The sequence below is a fragment of the Paenibacillus rhizosphaerae genome (assembly GCF_014192015.1).
GTDB lineage: Bacteria > Bacillota > Bacilli > Paenibacillales > Paenibacillaceae > Paenibacillus_AQ > Paenibacillus_AQ rhizosphaerae.
Genome location: NZ_JACHXJ010000013.1, coordinates 18,700 through 32,525 on the forward strand (window position 1 = coordinate 18,700; position 13,826 = coordinate 32,525).

10 protein-coding genes are annotated in these 13,826 nt (G+C 55.8%); 3 read left to right on the top strand and 7 right to left on the bottom strand.

Going from position 1 to position 13,826, the window contains the following annotated elements:
• Positions 1–126 precede the first annotated feature (126 nt).
• Complete coding sequence (locus tag FHS19_RS33955; protein ID WP_183587807.1) at positions 127–972, bottom strand: hypothetical protein; 846 nt, start codon at positions 970–972, stop codon at positions 127–129.
• Between the two features lie 10 nt (positions 973–982).
• Complete coding sequence (locus FHS19_RS33960; protein WP_183587809.1) at positions 983–2,971, bottom strand: M1 family metallopeptidase; 1,989 nt, start codon at positions 2,969–2,971, stop codon at positions 983–985.
• 152 nt (positions 2,972–3,123) lie between these two features.
• Between FHS19_RS33960 and FHS19_RS33965 the strand changes: the two genes are divergently transcribed.
• Complete coding sequence (locus tag FHS19_RS33965) at positions 3,124–3,633, top strand: YwhD family protein (protein WP_183587811.1); 510 nt, start codon at positions 3,124–3,126, stop codon at positions 3,631–3,633.
• Between the two features lie 134 nt (positions 3,634–3,767).
• On the opposite strand, the gene FHS19_RS33970 is transcribed toward FHS19_RS33965, so the two are convergent.
• Positions 3,768–4,433, bottom strand: coding sequence for a DNA-3-methyladenine glycosylase (locus tag FHS19_RS33970; protein ID WP_183587813.1), 666 nt, complete (start codon positions 4,431–4,433; stop codon positions 3,768–3,770).
• Between the two features lie 245 nt (positions 4,434–4,678).
• Entirely contained in the window at positions 4,679–6,727 is a 2,049-nt protein-coding gene (locus FHS19_RS33975) for a transglycosylase domain-containing protein (RefSeq protein WP_183587814.1), read from the bottom strand.
• A gap of 468 nt (positions 6,728–7,195) precedes the next feature.
• On the opposite strand from FHS19_RS33975, the gene speE reads away from it, so the two are divergent.
• Together speE and speB are read left to right on the top strand one after the other, a co-directional pair.
• Positions 7,196–8,023, top strand: coding sequence for a polyamine aminopropyltransferase (gene speE, locus FHS19_RS33980; RefSeq protein ID WP_076176946.1), 828 nt, complete (start codon positions 7,196–7,198; stop codon positions 8,021–8,023).
• A 14-nt stretch (positions 8,024–8,037) separates the two neighbouring features.
• Positions 8,038–8,907: an agmatinase gene (speB, locus tag FHS19_RS33985; protein ID WP_145950243.1), complete on the top strand. Its 870-nt coding sequence runs from the start codon at positions 8,038–8,040 to the stop codon at positions 8,905–8,907.
• Positions 8,908–9,004: 97 nt separating this feature from the next.
• Here speB and FHS19_RS33990 read toward each other — a convergent pair whose 3' ends face one another.
• The 3 genes from FHS19_RS33990 to FHS19_RS34000 form a co-directional block, all read right to left on the bottom strand.
• On the bottom strand, positions 9,005–10,294 hold the full coding sequence (locus FHS19_RS33990) for an ABC transporter substrate-binding protein (RefSeq protein WP_183587816.1): 1,290 nt from the start codon (positions 10,292–10,294) through the stop codon (positions 9,005–9,007).
• 136 nt (positions 10,295–10,430) lie between these two features.
• Positions 10,431–12,050: a response regulator transcription factor gene (locus FHS19_RS33995; RefSeq protein ID WP_183587818.1), complete on the bottom strand. Its 1,620-nt coding sequence runs from the start codon at positions 12,048–12,050 to the stop codon at positions 10,431–10,433.
• Positions 12,025–13,812, bottom strand: a complete 1,788-nt coding sequence (locus tag FHS19_RS34000) for a cache domain-containing sensor histidine kinase (protein ID WP_183587820.1) — start codon at positions 13,810–13,812, stop codon at positions 12,025–12,027. The genes FHS19_RS33995 and FHS19_RS34000 overlap by 26 nt, the downstream gene beginning before the upstream one ends.
• Positions 13,813–13,826: the final 14 nt, after the last annotated feature.

Here is a 13,826-nt window from a genome sequence, read left to right on the forward strand (position 1 = left end):
ATTTTAACAGAGGATTTATACTTTGGCAAATGGTTAACACTCATTTTACAACAAAAACCCCGCCTCTTTTCAACAGAAAGAGACGGGGTTCTTCTTTTATCAATGGATTAAAGTGATGACAAAATTTTAACTATTCCGAAATATTTTTTTCGTACGGTTCGTTTGCTGATGCCACAAATCATATTGGGAGGAGATATTCCATAATTTAAAGATACAGCTGACCATATGATAGCCTTGCTGGATAATCAGGGTGGCAAGCCCTGCCCAGATCAGGGAGACGCTGCTGGTAATGCCATACAAAAGCAGGCTGACCGCGCCCAGCAGAACGGATATGCCGATAACCGGCAGCGCGCTTCGCAGGCAGATCCAGAGCGAGGAGAACATGCTGGTTCCACCGGTTTTGCCGAACTGCATGAACAGAATCATCTGATGGACGATATAGCAGTACAGAAGCCAGACCGCCATGTACGGGATGCAGTGAAGCAGCTGGGCGTGGTTTTGGATCGCGCTAAGCAGAATCGGATACATCTTCGGGATGATCCAGTATAACGGAGCTGCGATAAGCACCCATTCGATCAGGTGAAAAAGAAAGACGGTTTTGCCGTGCAGCTTCATGCCCTGGAAGAAAAACAGTCCGCGGTCCCCCTGATGCTCTCGATGCAGGCCGTAGAAGATGCCAGCGTGGATAAAAGGGGTCAGCAGCATACGGAGGGCGACCATCCCCAGCAGAACCCACAGGTAGGTATGCACGGTGCTGCTTTGGGTCAGGCTCATTTGTCCCTCCACATAGAAGAGGACCTGGCTGAGCTCAGTCGGCGGGGGATCGGGATACCGCATCAGCAGCGGTACGACCGCCGAATCGATCAGACGGTACAGGAAGTAGCCCCAGAGCAGCTGGTACAGGAACATGATGATGATGACATAAAATTGGTCTTTGACACTCTTCCAACCGTTAACAATATAGGATTTCACTGCTCTCACCTCACCAGGACAGACTTCCAAGCAGGGTCTCAATCAGCTTGGTAATGCTCACGTTCCAGCGGAGGAGCACTTTATGATCCATGTCCGCTTTTAGATAGTTGTTCACATGCTTGTTTTCCAGCACGATCGTATAGCCGGGATCGATCATGGCCCAGGCCAGCGGGGAACTGTACGTCAACTTGAACTGGGTGCTGGCATTCTTTACGTCCCAAACCTTTTTGATCTGATGCCCGTCCGTAAACGTGAACAGAATCGGCACCTGCGGCAGATCGCCGCCCTTTTTGCTGACCTTCACCAAAGAATCGTACCGGGGCTGCACCGAGTCCTTATCCTTGCGCACCGTAATCTCGTCGACCGAAAAATCGGCCATCTGGCTGCCGTATACATATTGATCAAAGAAGGTCTGCCACGATTTGCTGGTTACCTGCTCGACCACCTTTTGAAAATCAGCCGTGGCAGGATGCTCGAAACGGTATTTCCTCGCATAGGTGGACATGATGTTCTTCATGGTCTGGGCGCCGGTCAGCGTCTCCATTTCTTTCAAAACCATCTTGCCGCGGTAATACACGTTCAGCGCATATTGATTCTGCGACGTATATTTCCAGGAGTCCTGGGTCAACGGTGCAGGTGAAGCGATGAGCGAGGACTGGATCGGCAGATTGGGAATGACGCCGTATTCCTGCTCCATCAGCTTATCCTCGGCGTAAGAGGTGAAGCCTTCGTCCAGCCAGGCTTCCTCGAACTCGTTGCTGGCGATCATCCCGTAGAAGTACTGGTGGCCGATTTCGTGGAGGACGGTCCGCTCGAGGTCGTAGCCCGGGGAGTCGTCCTTAGCCCCGAAGGCCGTAATCAGCGTCGGATACTCCATGCCGCCGGCCCCGTTACCCGCTTCGGGCGGAACGACGATGGACAGGGTGGAGTACGGATACTTCCCGTACCATTTGCTGAAATATTTTAGCGCGGCCTTGGCGGCGTAGAAATAGCGCTCCTTCAAATCCTTGTGGGCGGGATCGAGATACAGCTTGATCCGGACCCCGGGCACCTCCGCTGAAGCGAAGGGCTCCTCGGCGACGATAAAGTCGGGGGATGCGGCCCAGGCAAAGTCATGTACGTCGTCGGCGTAGAACTGATAGATCTTCTCGCCGTTCTTGATCTGTGAGTTCTGTACCGGGAAACCGGTTGCGGCCACCGTGTAGGTCTTTGGCACGTGAATGCGGACGCTGTAAATGCCGAAATCGGAGTAAAATTCCGAATTTCCATGGTACTGGTGCAGGTCCCAGCCCTCGCTCGTCCGGCCGCGCATTCCGACGGGCTCGTAGACGGCGATTTTGGGGAACCACTGCCCGGCCATGACAAAGTTGCCGGCGGTCCCCATTCGGGCGAAGATTTTGGGCAGTTGGACTTCGAATTGCATGGTCAGCGTGATGCTTTCGCCTGGTTTCACCGGTCGCGGCAGACGCACTTTGATTAAGGTCTTGTCCTTCGTATTGCCGTCATCCGGCTGCACGTATTGAATCCGATGCATCAGCGACAGACCGTCGGCCGTCTTCATCGCAGTCAGTGTCATGGACCCAAAGCCGTCCGCGGGCATCGTGTCATTGCGCAGCTTTCCGCCCGATTCCTTCATAAACGTCGTGTCCATGGAAGAGAAGGCGTTCGGATAGAGGTGAAAATACAGCTCGTTTACCGTTTTTTTGCCGGGATGGGTCCAGGTCAGGGTCTGGGTTCCTTTAATTACCCGGCTGTCCGGATCAAGGGTCGTATCGATGTGATATTCCACCACCCGCTTGCTGAGCACCTCCGCGGTCGGCTGCTGGACGCTCTCCATCTGTGACGGAGGCTTATAAGCCGCTGGAGGCTTGGCCTTATCCGGAGCGTAGGAAGGCATGGACTCGGGCGAATCCTTAAAGACGAACCACAGTGTTCCCGTAATCAGGAGTACAAGAACGAGAAAGGATAAAAAGACGAGTTTGGCGCGTGCTGGGGCCATATACGAATACCTCCCGTTGACAAGCATCTAAGGCATGTATATGTTGGCTTTCCAGCGATTATTAGTTAAAATAAAATTAAGTTGGACGGGTATCCAAAAATAGCGGAGGCGCAGAGCAGCGTTTCTGTTTTCAAATAGGAGGAACATCGGAAATGGACAACAAGGAACAGGTAGGCAAGAAGCCCATCGCACTGAACATCGTCAGCGGCAAGAGCAAGCACAAGATGGGCTTTGGGGCAGGCTCCATCGATCTGAACAACATTTCTCCGGTCATTATCGACCGCGGCGAAGCCGTCATCGATATCGGAGCGATGCATGCCAAGAGCAAGCCGGAGCGCCGCATTCGCTTTACGCCGAACCGGGAGGAAGTCCCGAACGGACGCCAGGTGTGGATTGTATGGGTCGCGGTGGACCGGAACGAGGATGGACAATTCTACGGCGGTGCCACGGCCAGCGAGATGTGGATCGATGAAGAAGAGAGACGGGGCTGGAAAATCCTTGCCGATCACGTAAACCGGATGGATGCCGCGCTGAAGCGGAAATTTATGCTGGACGAATTGGGGCCGGAAGAAAAGACGCTGCTGAAAAACCTGCTCGTATCGCATAATGAACAGTGGTGGGAAGACTCGCCGGATGAGCTGAAGAAGGCGCTGGAGGTATAGCGTAAATCGCGGGCTCTCCTTGTCATAAGAACAAAAGGACCTGTTTCCTGCTGACGGATGTATCGTATCTGTCGGCAAGGCAGGTCCTTTTTTGCATGGCATGAAGGGACAGGGACATCGTATACAGCACGGAATTAACCCCTTAGCGAAAAAGGTAGCGGCTCAGTGGCTTTGACCGAAACATACGGATGGCCGTCAATATAAAACCGCCACGGCTTGAGGGCGTACTCCTCCGCGTAATCAATATTGATCCGTGGAGACTGGACGATCGGGAGCCCATCGGTCCGGTCGCCGGACTCTAGCCGCAGCGGGCTGTCCGTATGACGGAGCGCGCAGCCGTTCAGGCTGCGGTCAATCCGCAGGGCGCGGCACAGCTTGCCGGGGCCGTTGCACAGGTTGGCGGCTTTGCCGGAGACGCTGCCCCGGTACCGCCGCATCAGCTCGGCATCATACTCGCTCAGCGGCTCCACCGCCCGGATGAGCACGGCCTGCGGGTCGTCCGCCTCACCGACGACAACGTTGACGCAGTGGTACATGCCGTAGATCAAATACACGTAGGCCAAGCCCCCGGCGGCAAACATCGTCTCGGTCCGGGCGGTGCGCCGGTTGCCGTAGGCATGGCTCCCTTTGTCTTCGGCGCCGCCGTAGCTCTCGGTCTCCACGATCCGGCAGCGGATCTCGCCGTCCTCGGTCTCCCGGACCAGCGTCTGACCGAGCAGGCGGGGCGCGGCCTCCAGTGCGGTCATGGATAGAAGCGAAGGGGAGATGAGCTGACCGCCTTCGTTATCCGGGTTCATCATCAGGATCACCTCGTCGGGTTAGTTCATTCTATATATAACCGGAATTCAGGGCGGAAGGCAAAGAGTAATCCTGCTAAGCAGAGCTTGGCTCCTTGCTCCGGTATACTCGGGCTCCTTGGGAGCGGGGCAAAGCGATGCATTTCGGAAGAAAGAAAAGAGGGAGCGGCTCAACCGGCTCCCTCTTTTGTATTGTTATCGGGCGGCACCAAGCCTACTCAGCCCCGTACCTTTGTAGAACGCTGCGTTTAGTCGGTGAGCCACCGCTTAAAGTCGGACCACCAGGAGTGTTCCTCGGCTTTGTTTTTCACGTCGGGCTGTTCCTTCTCCCCGCCGTGAAGCGAGCAGTATTCGGTCGGTTCGGTACCGACGATGAATACCTCGAGCTTCTTGTGGGGACAGTCGGCCGTGGCGAGCTTGCCGGATTCTTCATCAATGTAGACGCTGACGACGCCGCTCGGAATCGTGAAAATTTTGGGCGGTACGTTCTCCAGCGCCTTCTCGGTATACTGGGCAAAAATGGGCGCTGCCCGGTGGGCGTCCGTCGTCGCGATCGTCTTGCCCTTGTCAAAACCGACCCAAACAGCCGTCGCAAGCTCCGGCGTATACCCGACCAGCCAAGCGTCGGTATCGGTCGTTCCGGTCTTGCCGGCCACGGGACGCTTCATGATGGAGGATACCCGGTTACCGGTCCCGCCGGATTCAAATACGCTCTCCATCAAGTGCGTCAGCACGTAAGCCGCCGCCGGATCGACGACCTGCTCGCCCGCGGGCTTGGGGGCTTCGTAGATCACCTCGCCGGCGGCATCGGTAATCTTCAGCACGGCGACCGGCGGGATCCGCTTACCATTGTTGCTGATAACCGCAAAAGCGGAGGCCATTTCGAACGGGCTGATGGGCGAAGTCCCAAGCGCCAAAGAGGGGACGGACTCAAGCGGGCTGACGATGCCGAGCTTGCGCGCCGTGGCGATCACGTTATCCGCCCCGATCTTCAGCATCGTATTGACCGCATAGATGTTGTCCGAGGCCGCGATGGCCTGCTCCATGTTAATCTCGCCCAAATATTTGTCTCCATAATTGCTGGGCTGATATGTTTTCCGGTTGTTGTCGTAGTGAAACAGGGTCGGTTCGCTGTTAAACGTCGTGAGACCCGTCATCGTCTTAGAAGACAAAGCCGTTAAATACATAATCGGCTTGAAGGAGGAGCCGGGCTGGCGCGTCTTGGCCAGCGCATGGTTGTACTGGCTCTCCTTGTAGTTCTTGCCGCCGACCATCGCTTTGACATAGCCGCTTCGCGGGTCGATCGACACGAGGGCGGTCTCCAAATCGCTGGCCGAGTCCATTCCTTTGCCCACGGCCTCTTCAGCCGCGGCCTGGGCATGCGGGTCCAGGGTCGTATAAATGTTGAGACCGCCGTGATCGAGCATGTCCTCGCTGATGCCGAGCTGGCTGGTCACCAAATTTTTTACATAATCCCGAAAATACGGCGCCGTCAGGTTGGATTTCTGCTGTCCCTGCGGTTTGATCGCCAGCTTCTCGGCTGCGGCCTGGTCCGCCTCCTTCTGGGTAATATCGCCGGTGGCCACCATGGTGCCCAGGACGATCTTCTGCCGCTTCTTGGCGTTATCCAAATGGGTGTAGGGCGAGTAATAGGTCGGCCCCTTGGGAATCCCGGCCAGCATGGCGCTTTCCGCCAGATCCAGCTCCTTGGCCGGCTTGCCGAAATACATCAGGGAGGCTGCTTCGATGCCGTAAGCGCCGTGACCATAGTAAATTTCGTTCAAATACATTTGAAGGATTTCATCCTTGGTATACTTCATCTCCAGCTGAGCGGTGTACATGGCTTCCTTGATTTTGCGGGACCATGTTTTTTCATGGGATAAATATAGATTGCGGGCAAGCTGCTGCGTCAGGGTGCTTGCGCCCTGAACCCGGGCCATATGCTCCAGGTTGACGAGTGCCGCGCGTCCCATGCCCTCCAGGTCAAACCCAAAATGGTCGTAGAACTTGCGGTCCTCTACCGACAGGGTTGCCTTCACGAGCAGCGGTGAAATTTGATTGAGCTTGATGGGTTCGTAGCTGCGCCCGCTGGCCGAAAACGTGGCGATAATGTCGCCTTGACTGTCCAGAAGGCGGGAATTACGGTCCGTATCGGCAAGCGGAAGGTTTTTTTGATACAGCCAGCCGAGCAGAACGCCTCCCGCGATCAAGAGGAGGATGACCATGCCGATGAAGAGCCTGAGCATCAACAAGAACCGGTTTTTCCGTTTGGGCCGCCGTGTGAATAGTTTCGCCATGTACTGTAGCCCCTTTCCTTACAAAAAGAATGGCATTTATCATTTTTCAGCGGAGCTGAATAATTCTATTTTTCGTAAGAGAAACTTCCGCCAAAGCGTGGTCAGTCTGCTATGAAAGAACGTCGAGGACATTTTCTCCTACTTTCATTATGGGAAATGCAGGCAGCAGATATTCACGCCGGGCCCGGGATCCCCGGGAAAAGCGTTCGGCCTCCCGGTCATGCAGGGCGAGGGGGGCATACAGGCCGCCGGAGGAATAAAAAGCCCGTGCTGAAGCGGCCTTAGCCAGGGGGAGAAGCGCAAGGAAAGTGTTTCTTTACACGAATTTCTTCTATCGCGTATAATTCAAAGGATGTGTTTATACATCGGCAGTTTGGTACAATAAAGAAGATGTACGCGCTACTCGAGAACATGCGGCAGGGATGATCCATCCCTCCTTTATCCTGGGAAAGAAAGAAGGTAATGACGATGGAATTGTGGTTCACGGAGAAACAGACGCCCGCATTCGGTATTACTGCCAAAATCAAACAAACGTACGTAAATGAAAAAACCGATTTTCAGGATCTGGCCATGGTAGAGACTGAAGAGTTTGGAAATATGCTGCTGCTTGACGGAATGGTCATGACGACCGAGAAGGATGAATTCGTATACCATGAAATGGTGGCGCACCCGGTGCTGAATACGCATCCGAATCCGAAGCACGTTCTCGTCGTAGGCGGCGGAGACGGCGGCGTGATCCGCGAAATCATCAAGCATTCGAAAGTGGAAAAAGCCGTGCTCGTCGACATCGACGGCAAAGTCATCGAGTACTCGAAGAAATACCTGCCGTCCATCGCGGGCAAACTGGAAGACCCGAAGGTGGAGGTGCTGGTGAACGACGGTTTCATGCACATTCATGAGCACAAAAACGAATACGACGTCATTATGGTTGACTCCACGGAGCCTGTGGGCCCGGCTGCGCCTTTGTTTGAACGCGGCTTCTACCAAGGCATCTATGAAGCGCTGAAGGATGACGGCATTTTCGTGGCGCAAACGGACAACCCTTGGTTCAAGGCCGACTTGATCCAGAAGGTGAACAAGGATGTGAAGGAAATTTTCCCGATCGTGCGCGTTTATGCGGCGAACATCCCGACATATCCTAGCGGCTTATGGACATTTACGATGGGCAGCAAAAAATACGATCCGCTCGAGGTGGACGAGTCGCAAATTCCGGAGATGGACACGAAGTACTACACGCCTCGCCTGCACAAGGCGGCTTTCGTATTGCCTAAATTTGTGGAAGATCTGACGAAATAGGGGGAAGCAACATCATGAAACTAGACCAAGCTTATTCGGGCAACGTATTTATTTGCAGCTCGGACGATTACGAAAATTCCAAGGCGGTCATTTACGGCATGCCGATGGACTACACGGTCAGCTTCCGTCCGGGATCCCGGTTCGGTCCGGCGCACATCCGTCAGGCTTCCGTGGGTCTGGAGGAATACAGCCCTTACTTGGATAAAAGCATTCTGGATCTCAAATACTTCGACGCCGGCGATCTTCTGCTGCCGTTCGGCAATGCAGGACGCAGTCTCGAAGTTATCGGCGAGTACGTGGGGAAACTGCTCAGTGACGATAAATTTCCAATCGGGCTCGGCGGTGAGCACCTGGTGACCTGGCCGGTCATCCAGCAAATGTACGCGAAGTATCCGGATCTGATCCTGATCCATATCGACGCGCATGCCGACCTTCGCGAACAGTACGAGGGCGAGCCGCTGTCACACTCGACGCCGGTCCGCAAAGCGGCCGGGCTGATGGGCGGCAAGAACATCTACCAATTTGGCATCCGCTCCGGTTCGCGCGAGGAGTTCCAGTACGCCCGTGAGAACATCAACTTCTATCCGTTCGACGTGGCGGCTCCTCTTCGGGAAGCCCTGCCGCAAATGGGCAATCGTCCCGTATACGTTACGATCGACATCGACGTGCTCGATCCGTCGGCGGCGCCGGGAACGGGAACCGCGGAAGCGGGCGGCATCACCTCCAAGGAATTGCTGGAGGCGGTGCACCTGATCGCCAATTCCGAAGTTAACGTGGTGGGCTGCGACTTGGTGGAAGTGGCGCCCGTCTATGATCATTCGGAGCAGACCCAGATCGTGGCGGCAAAGCTGATTCGCGAGATGCTGCTCGGATTTGTAAAATAATCGAACGCAAAGAAGCACCCGCTAATAACCGGGTGCTTCTTTTTTATGCCTTCGGACGAAGGCGTAATCCGAATTCCTTCTAGGGGGAAGCTGCAAGTTAGTCCAAGCTCTTGCTCAGCTTGACGATCTGGTTCCAGCCGTCGTCGATGCTGATTTTTCCGAACATGATTGACTGTGTGATGTTGTCGTATTCCTTCGTGAAATTGGCCCAGCCGCCCTTGTTGCCTGGACCCGGGTCGAACGCGGCCCCGTCTTTGGACACTTCGTTGATCAGGCCCAAGGCGTTTTTGTCGACATCGGTGAACTTAGGCTCGAGTGCATCGGCGACGGTCTTGTTAACCGGGATTCCGCGGGAAGTGCCGAGGATATCGCCGGCTTCCTGGCTGTTGACGAACCAATCGATAAATTTCTTCGCTTCCTCTTTGTATTGGCTGTTGGGGCTGACGCTCCAATACATGGAGGCTTTCAGCCATCCGCCCGCCTGTGTCCCCCGAGGCTGGGTCGTCAGCGCCATAACGCCCGGTTTCAGGGCGTCCGTTCCGCCGAATTCCGCGGCATGCGCGCCCCGGAGCAGAATTTTCTCCTGAATGAGCAGATCCATCTGCGCGTCCTGCGATTTATCCGACACCGTCACATCCGGCGGGGGCACGAGATGGTCCTTGCGCAGCTGAGCCCATTTGTTCATCCAATCTTTCCAGGTGGCTTCGTCATAGTGGAACTTTCCGTCTTTGCTCATCGAGAAGCCTTTGCCCATGCTCAATTGATAGGTCATGTAGGATGCGCTGTCTGCCGTCAAATCCCGGGTCAGGTATTGGTCTTTGGCCAATTTCGGCTTCAGGTCGCGTGCCATGGCGAAAAACTCATCCCATGTCTTGGGAGGCTGAACCCCGAGGCTGTCCATGATCGTCTTGTTGTATACCATACCCCAGGCGTTGTTGCCGAGAGGCATCGCGTACAGCTTGCCTTGATAGGTGCCTGTTTCGAGCAAGGCCTTGTCGATGTTATCCGTTGGAATGGACGAGAGATCCTCCAATCGGCCGCTGGAGGCCCAGTCGTTGAACCAGGCGGCATCCATTTGGAAAATATCCGGCGTGTTTTTACCTGCGGACTGGGTCGAGAGCTTGTCTTGGTATCCGTCGAACGACTGGTATTCCGGCTCGAACGTGATACCCGGATTGTTTTTGGAGTATAAATCAAGCGCTTTCAAAGTTGCATCGTGACGGGCCTGCGAGCCCCACCACATGATCCGCAGCGTGATGGACTTGCCGTTTCCGGTGCCCGCAGCTCCGGTTTCTTCCTTCTTGACCCCGCTGCAGGCGGACAGAACGAGGGACAGCATAAGGACGGCCGCAGTGCCTGCGGCAAGACGTTGCCATGATTTTCTCATCGATTGAACCTCCCTTAAGTAACAGATCTCCTTCTTGCTCTAAGGTACCAAGCCTAGGGACACCCGCGTAGCAGACAATGTAACAAATCATTTCAGTATTTTACGAATATCGGTGAACCGCCGGCATGAGGCTGCATTACGCCCGGTAGAACTCGGTCGGACTGCGGCCGGTATGCTTTTTGAACAGCGTAGTAAAGTACGGAACGTTGCGGTATCCGACCCGCTCGGCAATTTCGGCGATGAGCAGCTTCTTCTCCAGGACCATGCTCTTGGCCTTTTCCATCCGGACCCGGGTTAAATAATCGCCGAACGTCTCGCCGGTAAACTGGCGGAACAGGGTGCTCAAATAATTTTTGGATATATAGACCTGATCGGCGACATCCTGGAGATGGATATTTTCGGCGTAATGCTCGTGAATGTACTGAATGATAAAATCCACCGTTTCCTTATGCTTCAGGTTCTCATTGGGGGTAAACCGGCGGCAGATCCGCTTCACTTTCTCCGCCACCCATGCTTTCCATTGCTCCGCGTTCTCCATCAATCCCAGCTCCTTGGACAGCTCCGCTGGAGGCAGCTCGTCGTCAAGCTTGAGGCCGGAATCGTACAGCGTGAAGGAGAGGATGGCAAACAGCTGTGTTCCGAGGGCTGCCAGCTCGCCGGGGGAGAGCTGTGCCACGCCGCTGTCGCTGCTTGCGAAATCCTCCAGCGCCAGCAGGGCCCGCGGCTCATCGAAGGTCCGAACTGCATCCGCCATTTCCTGAAAAAATCGGACCGGCCGCACATTGCGCGCTGCCGGGTGCCGGAAACCGCCTTCGGTGTAGACGTAGACGCAGGGATGGTTTGCATCCGGCTCGCGCCGCTCGGCCAACGCCTGAAAGGCCTCTTCCGTGGAATCCGCAATAGCCGTCCAATCATCTTTCCGGAGGCCCGCCCCGATACGCAGCTTGACCTGAAGGTAACGGTCCACCGTCTCAATGATGCGCCCGGCCAATGCCAGCACCTCGGAGCGAAACGCTTCTGCGGGCCAGGAGAGGGGCTTATACAGCAGCAGGGTCATATGATGACTATGCAGCTCTAGAAAGTAGCTCCTCAGCCCGTCCTGCCTGGCCAGCTCCTCGACCGTATTACCGACGGCAAAGCGGAACAGGTGCCAGTCCCGGGCCGAGATGCCCTCGGTCCGGCCCTGCCGCTTGATTTCCAGAGCCAGCATCATGAACTGGGCGCCTTTCCAGCCAAGCCGGTCCAGCATCCGGTACGGCCCGGTCAGCGGGGAAAAGGTCCCGCCCGTCAGGGCCGATTTCACCCATTCCCGCTCCAGGTAAGGCTCGTACTGCATCAGCCGGTCCTGAAGCTCCTGTTCGCGGTGCTCTGCCGCTCTTTTCTCCGACAATTCGGCGATTACGCGCTGCAGTACCTCGCGGATGGTTGCCGGTGAGGCCGGTTTGGGCAAATAATCGTCGACCTGCAGCCGCAGTGCTTTACGGGCATAATCAAAGTCCGAATATCCACTTAAGATGATGATTTTGCCGTCAAACTGCTGCTTGCGAAGCTGTTCGATCATCTCCAGCCCGTTCATGACCGGCATATAGATGTCCGTAATGACGATGTCCGGTTTGGCAGTTCTGATCAGCCGGAGCCCCTCTTCACCGTCCATGGCCTCCCCGATGGGACGGATGCCGAGCTGCTCCCAGGGAATGAGCCGCGACATCCCCCCGAGCACCTGCCGGTCGTCATCCACGATTGCGAGCGTCCACATCACTTCGTCCTCCTTCCAAATCCAGCTGCTGCGTCAGCTTCGGAAGATAAATTTCCGCCTCGGTTCCTGATCCGTCGGTGCGGTTCCGTAGTGATACGCCGAAGGGCGGACCGAAAAATACTTGAATGCGCTCGGTTACATTACGGATGCCATATCCGCCTGCCGGATGGCGCCGCCGGGTCTTCCAGTCATCCCGGAGGCCGACGCCGTCATCCCGGATCCGGATCCGGATGCCACGGTCCTCGTGTGCGGCATACAGGACGACTCGGCCATGGCAGCGTCCATGGAAGCCGTGCACGATAGCGTTTTCCACGAAGGGCTGCAGGGTCAGCTTCGGAATCAGCAGCTGGCGCAGATCCTCCGGACAGTCGATCTCCCATTCCAAGCCCTTGCCCCTTTTGAACTGCTGAATTTTTAAATAGCATTCGACGTGAAGCAGCTCATCCTGCATCGGGATCATGGATTCGCCGCCTGACAACCCGATTCGGAACATTTGCCCCATCAGTTCAAGCACCCGGCTGATCTCCTCCTGGCCGGCCTCCAGCGCCATCCAATTTAGCTGATCCAAAGTGTTGTAGAGAAAATGGGGGTTGATCATCGCCTGCAGCGCCTTGATTTCCGCCTCGCGCTGCGCTTTGTACTGCTGCTCCAGCGATTGGTACAGCGTCTCGATCCGTTCGGTCAGCTTGCGGTAGCCGCTGAAGAGACTGCCAAATTCGTTGCGGTATTCCGTAGGCAGCGGCAGCCCCGGCTTTCCGGGATTGAATGCCTGCATCAGCTGAACCAGCTTCCGGATCGGCACCGTGAAATTCCTCGAAAGGAACAGCGTGAAGAACACCGACAGCAGGATGGCGGCCGCTCCGATTGCAGCCATGGTCCATGCCAGGCGGACACTTCCGCCAGTGATGTCCTTCCATGGCGTAAGCTCGACCAGCATCCAGCTGCCGGGGGCCGTACGGGACCAGACGGTCAGCATATTCTTCTCCGGAAGCGAGCCTGCCGCTTGCAGCAGCTGATGCGCATGACCGGCATCTCCGCTGACCTCCTTCAGAATGGCATCGATTTCTCCGGGAGGCGGAGCGATCCGGGTGTGCATGATCATCCGACCGCCGGAGTCGAGCAGCAGCCGGCTGGCCGAGGAATTGTCCTCGGTCAGGATATCCTGCAGAAATTTGACGCGGACATTGATGATCAGAATTCCCCGGTTGACCCCGTCCAGCGTCGTGATTTTACGGATAAAGCTGATGACCTGCTGCTTCCCCTGGGGCGAGCCGACCTCGCGCTGTCCGATCCAGACGAAGTCGGCTTTGTCGACGGCCGGATACCAGCTTTCCCGGCTGGCGTAAGCGAGCGGAAGGTACTGAATGTTGGCGTTGGGGTCGACTTGCAGCGGTTCGCTCATATAAATCTGAAAGGAGAACATCGAGCGGGAGCTGTTCAGCATCGGCGCCAGATAATCCCGGTTCAGTTCGTCCCTGGCCGTTTTGCGGGCATAATAATCTCCTTTCATCGTCAAATAATTGACCAGCGGGGAGTTGATGGCCACAGCGAGCGAGGTCTGCTCCACGGCGCTCATCTGGTCGGTGAGCTGCTTGTTCAGCTGCTGCAGCACCGCCTGCTGATACATGGAGGCGCTGTCCGCCTGCTCATTGGCGGAAAACCGGTAGCTGACGATCATCATGATGGTGATCAGGACCGCGATAAAAGCGGCAAAGCTGAAGAAAAACACATAATCGATACGGAACATGCGAAACGGATTCATGGCTTTTCCCCTCC

Bases quoted from the DNA above. Each gene is read 5' to 3' on its own strand.
- FHS19_RS33960 (WP_183587809.1), bottom strand. From the start codon at position 2,971: ATGGCCCCAGCACGCGCCAAACTCGTCTTTTTATCCTTTCTCGTTCTT.
- FHS19_RS33965 (WP_183587811.1), top strand. From the start codon at position 3,124: ATGGACAACAAGGAACAGGTAGGCAAGAAGCCCATCGCACTGAACATC.
- FHS19_RS33970 (WP_183587813.1), bottom strand. From the start codon at position 4,433: ATGATGAACCCGGATAACGAAGGCGGTCAGCTCATCTCCCCTTCGCTT.
- FHS19_RS33975 (WP_183587814.1), bottom strand. From the start codon at position 6,727: ATGGCGAAACTATTCACACGGCGGCCCAAACGGAAAAACCGGTTCTTG.
- speE (WP_076176946.1), top strand. From the start codon at position 7,196: ATGGAATTGTGGTTCACGGAGAAACAGACGCCCGCATTCGGTATTACT.
- speB (WP_145950243.1), top strand. From the start codon at position 8,038: ATGAAACTAGACCAAGCTTATTCGGGCAACGTATTTATTTGCAGCTCG.
- FHS19_RS33990 (WP_183587816.1), bottom strand. From the start codon at position 10,294: ATGAGAAAATCATGGCAACGTCTTGCCGCAGGCACTGCGGCCGTCCTT.
- FHS19_RS33995 (WP_183587818.1), bottom strand. From the start codon at position 12,050: ATGTGGACGCTCGCAATCGTGGATGACGACCGGCAGGTGCTCGGGGGG.
- FHS19_RS34000 (WP_183587820.1), bottom strand. From the start codon at position 13,812: ATGAATCCGTTTCGCATGTTCCGTATCGATTATGTGTTTTTCTTCAGC.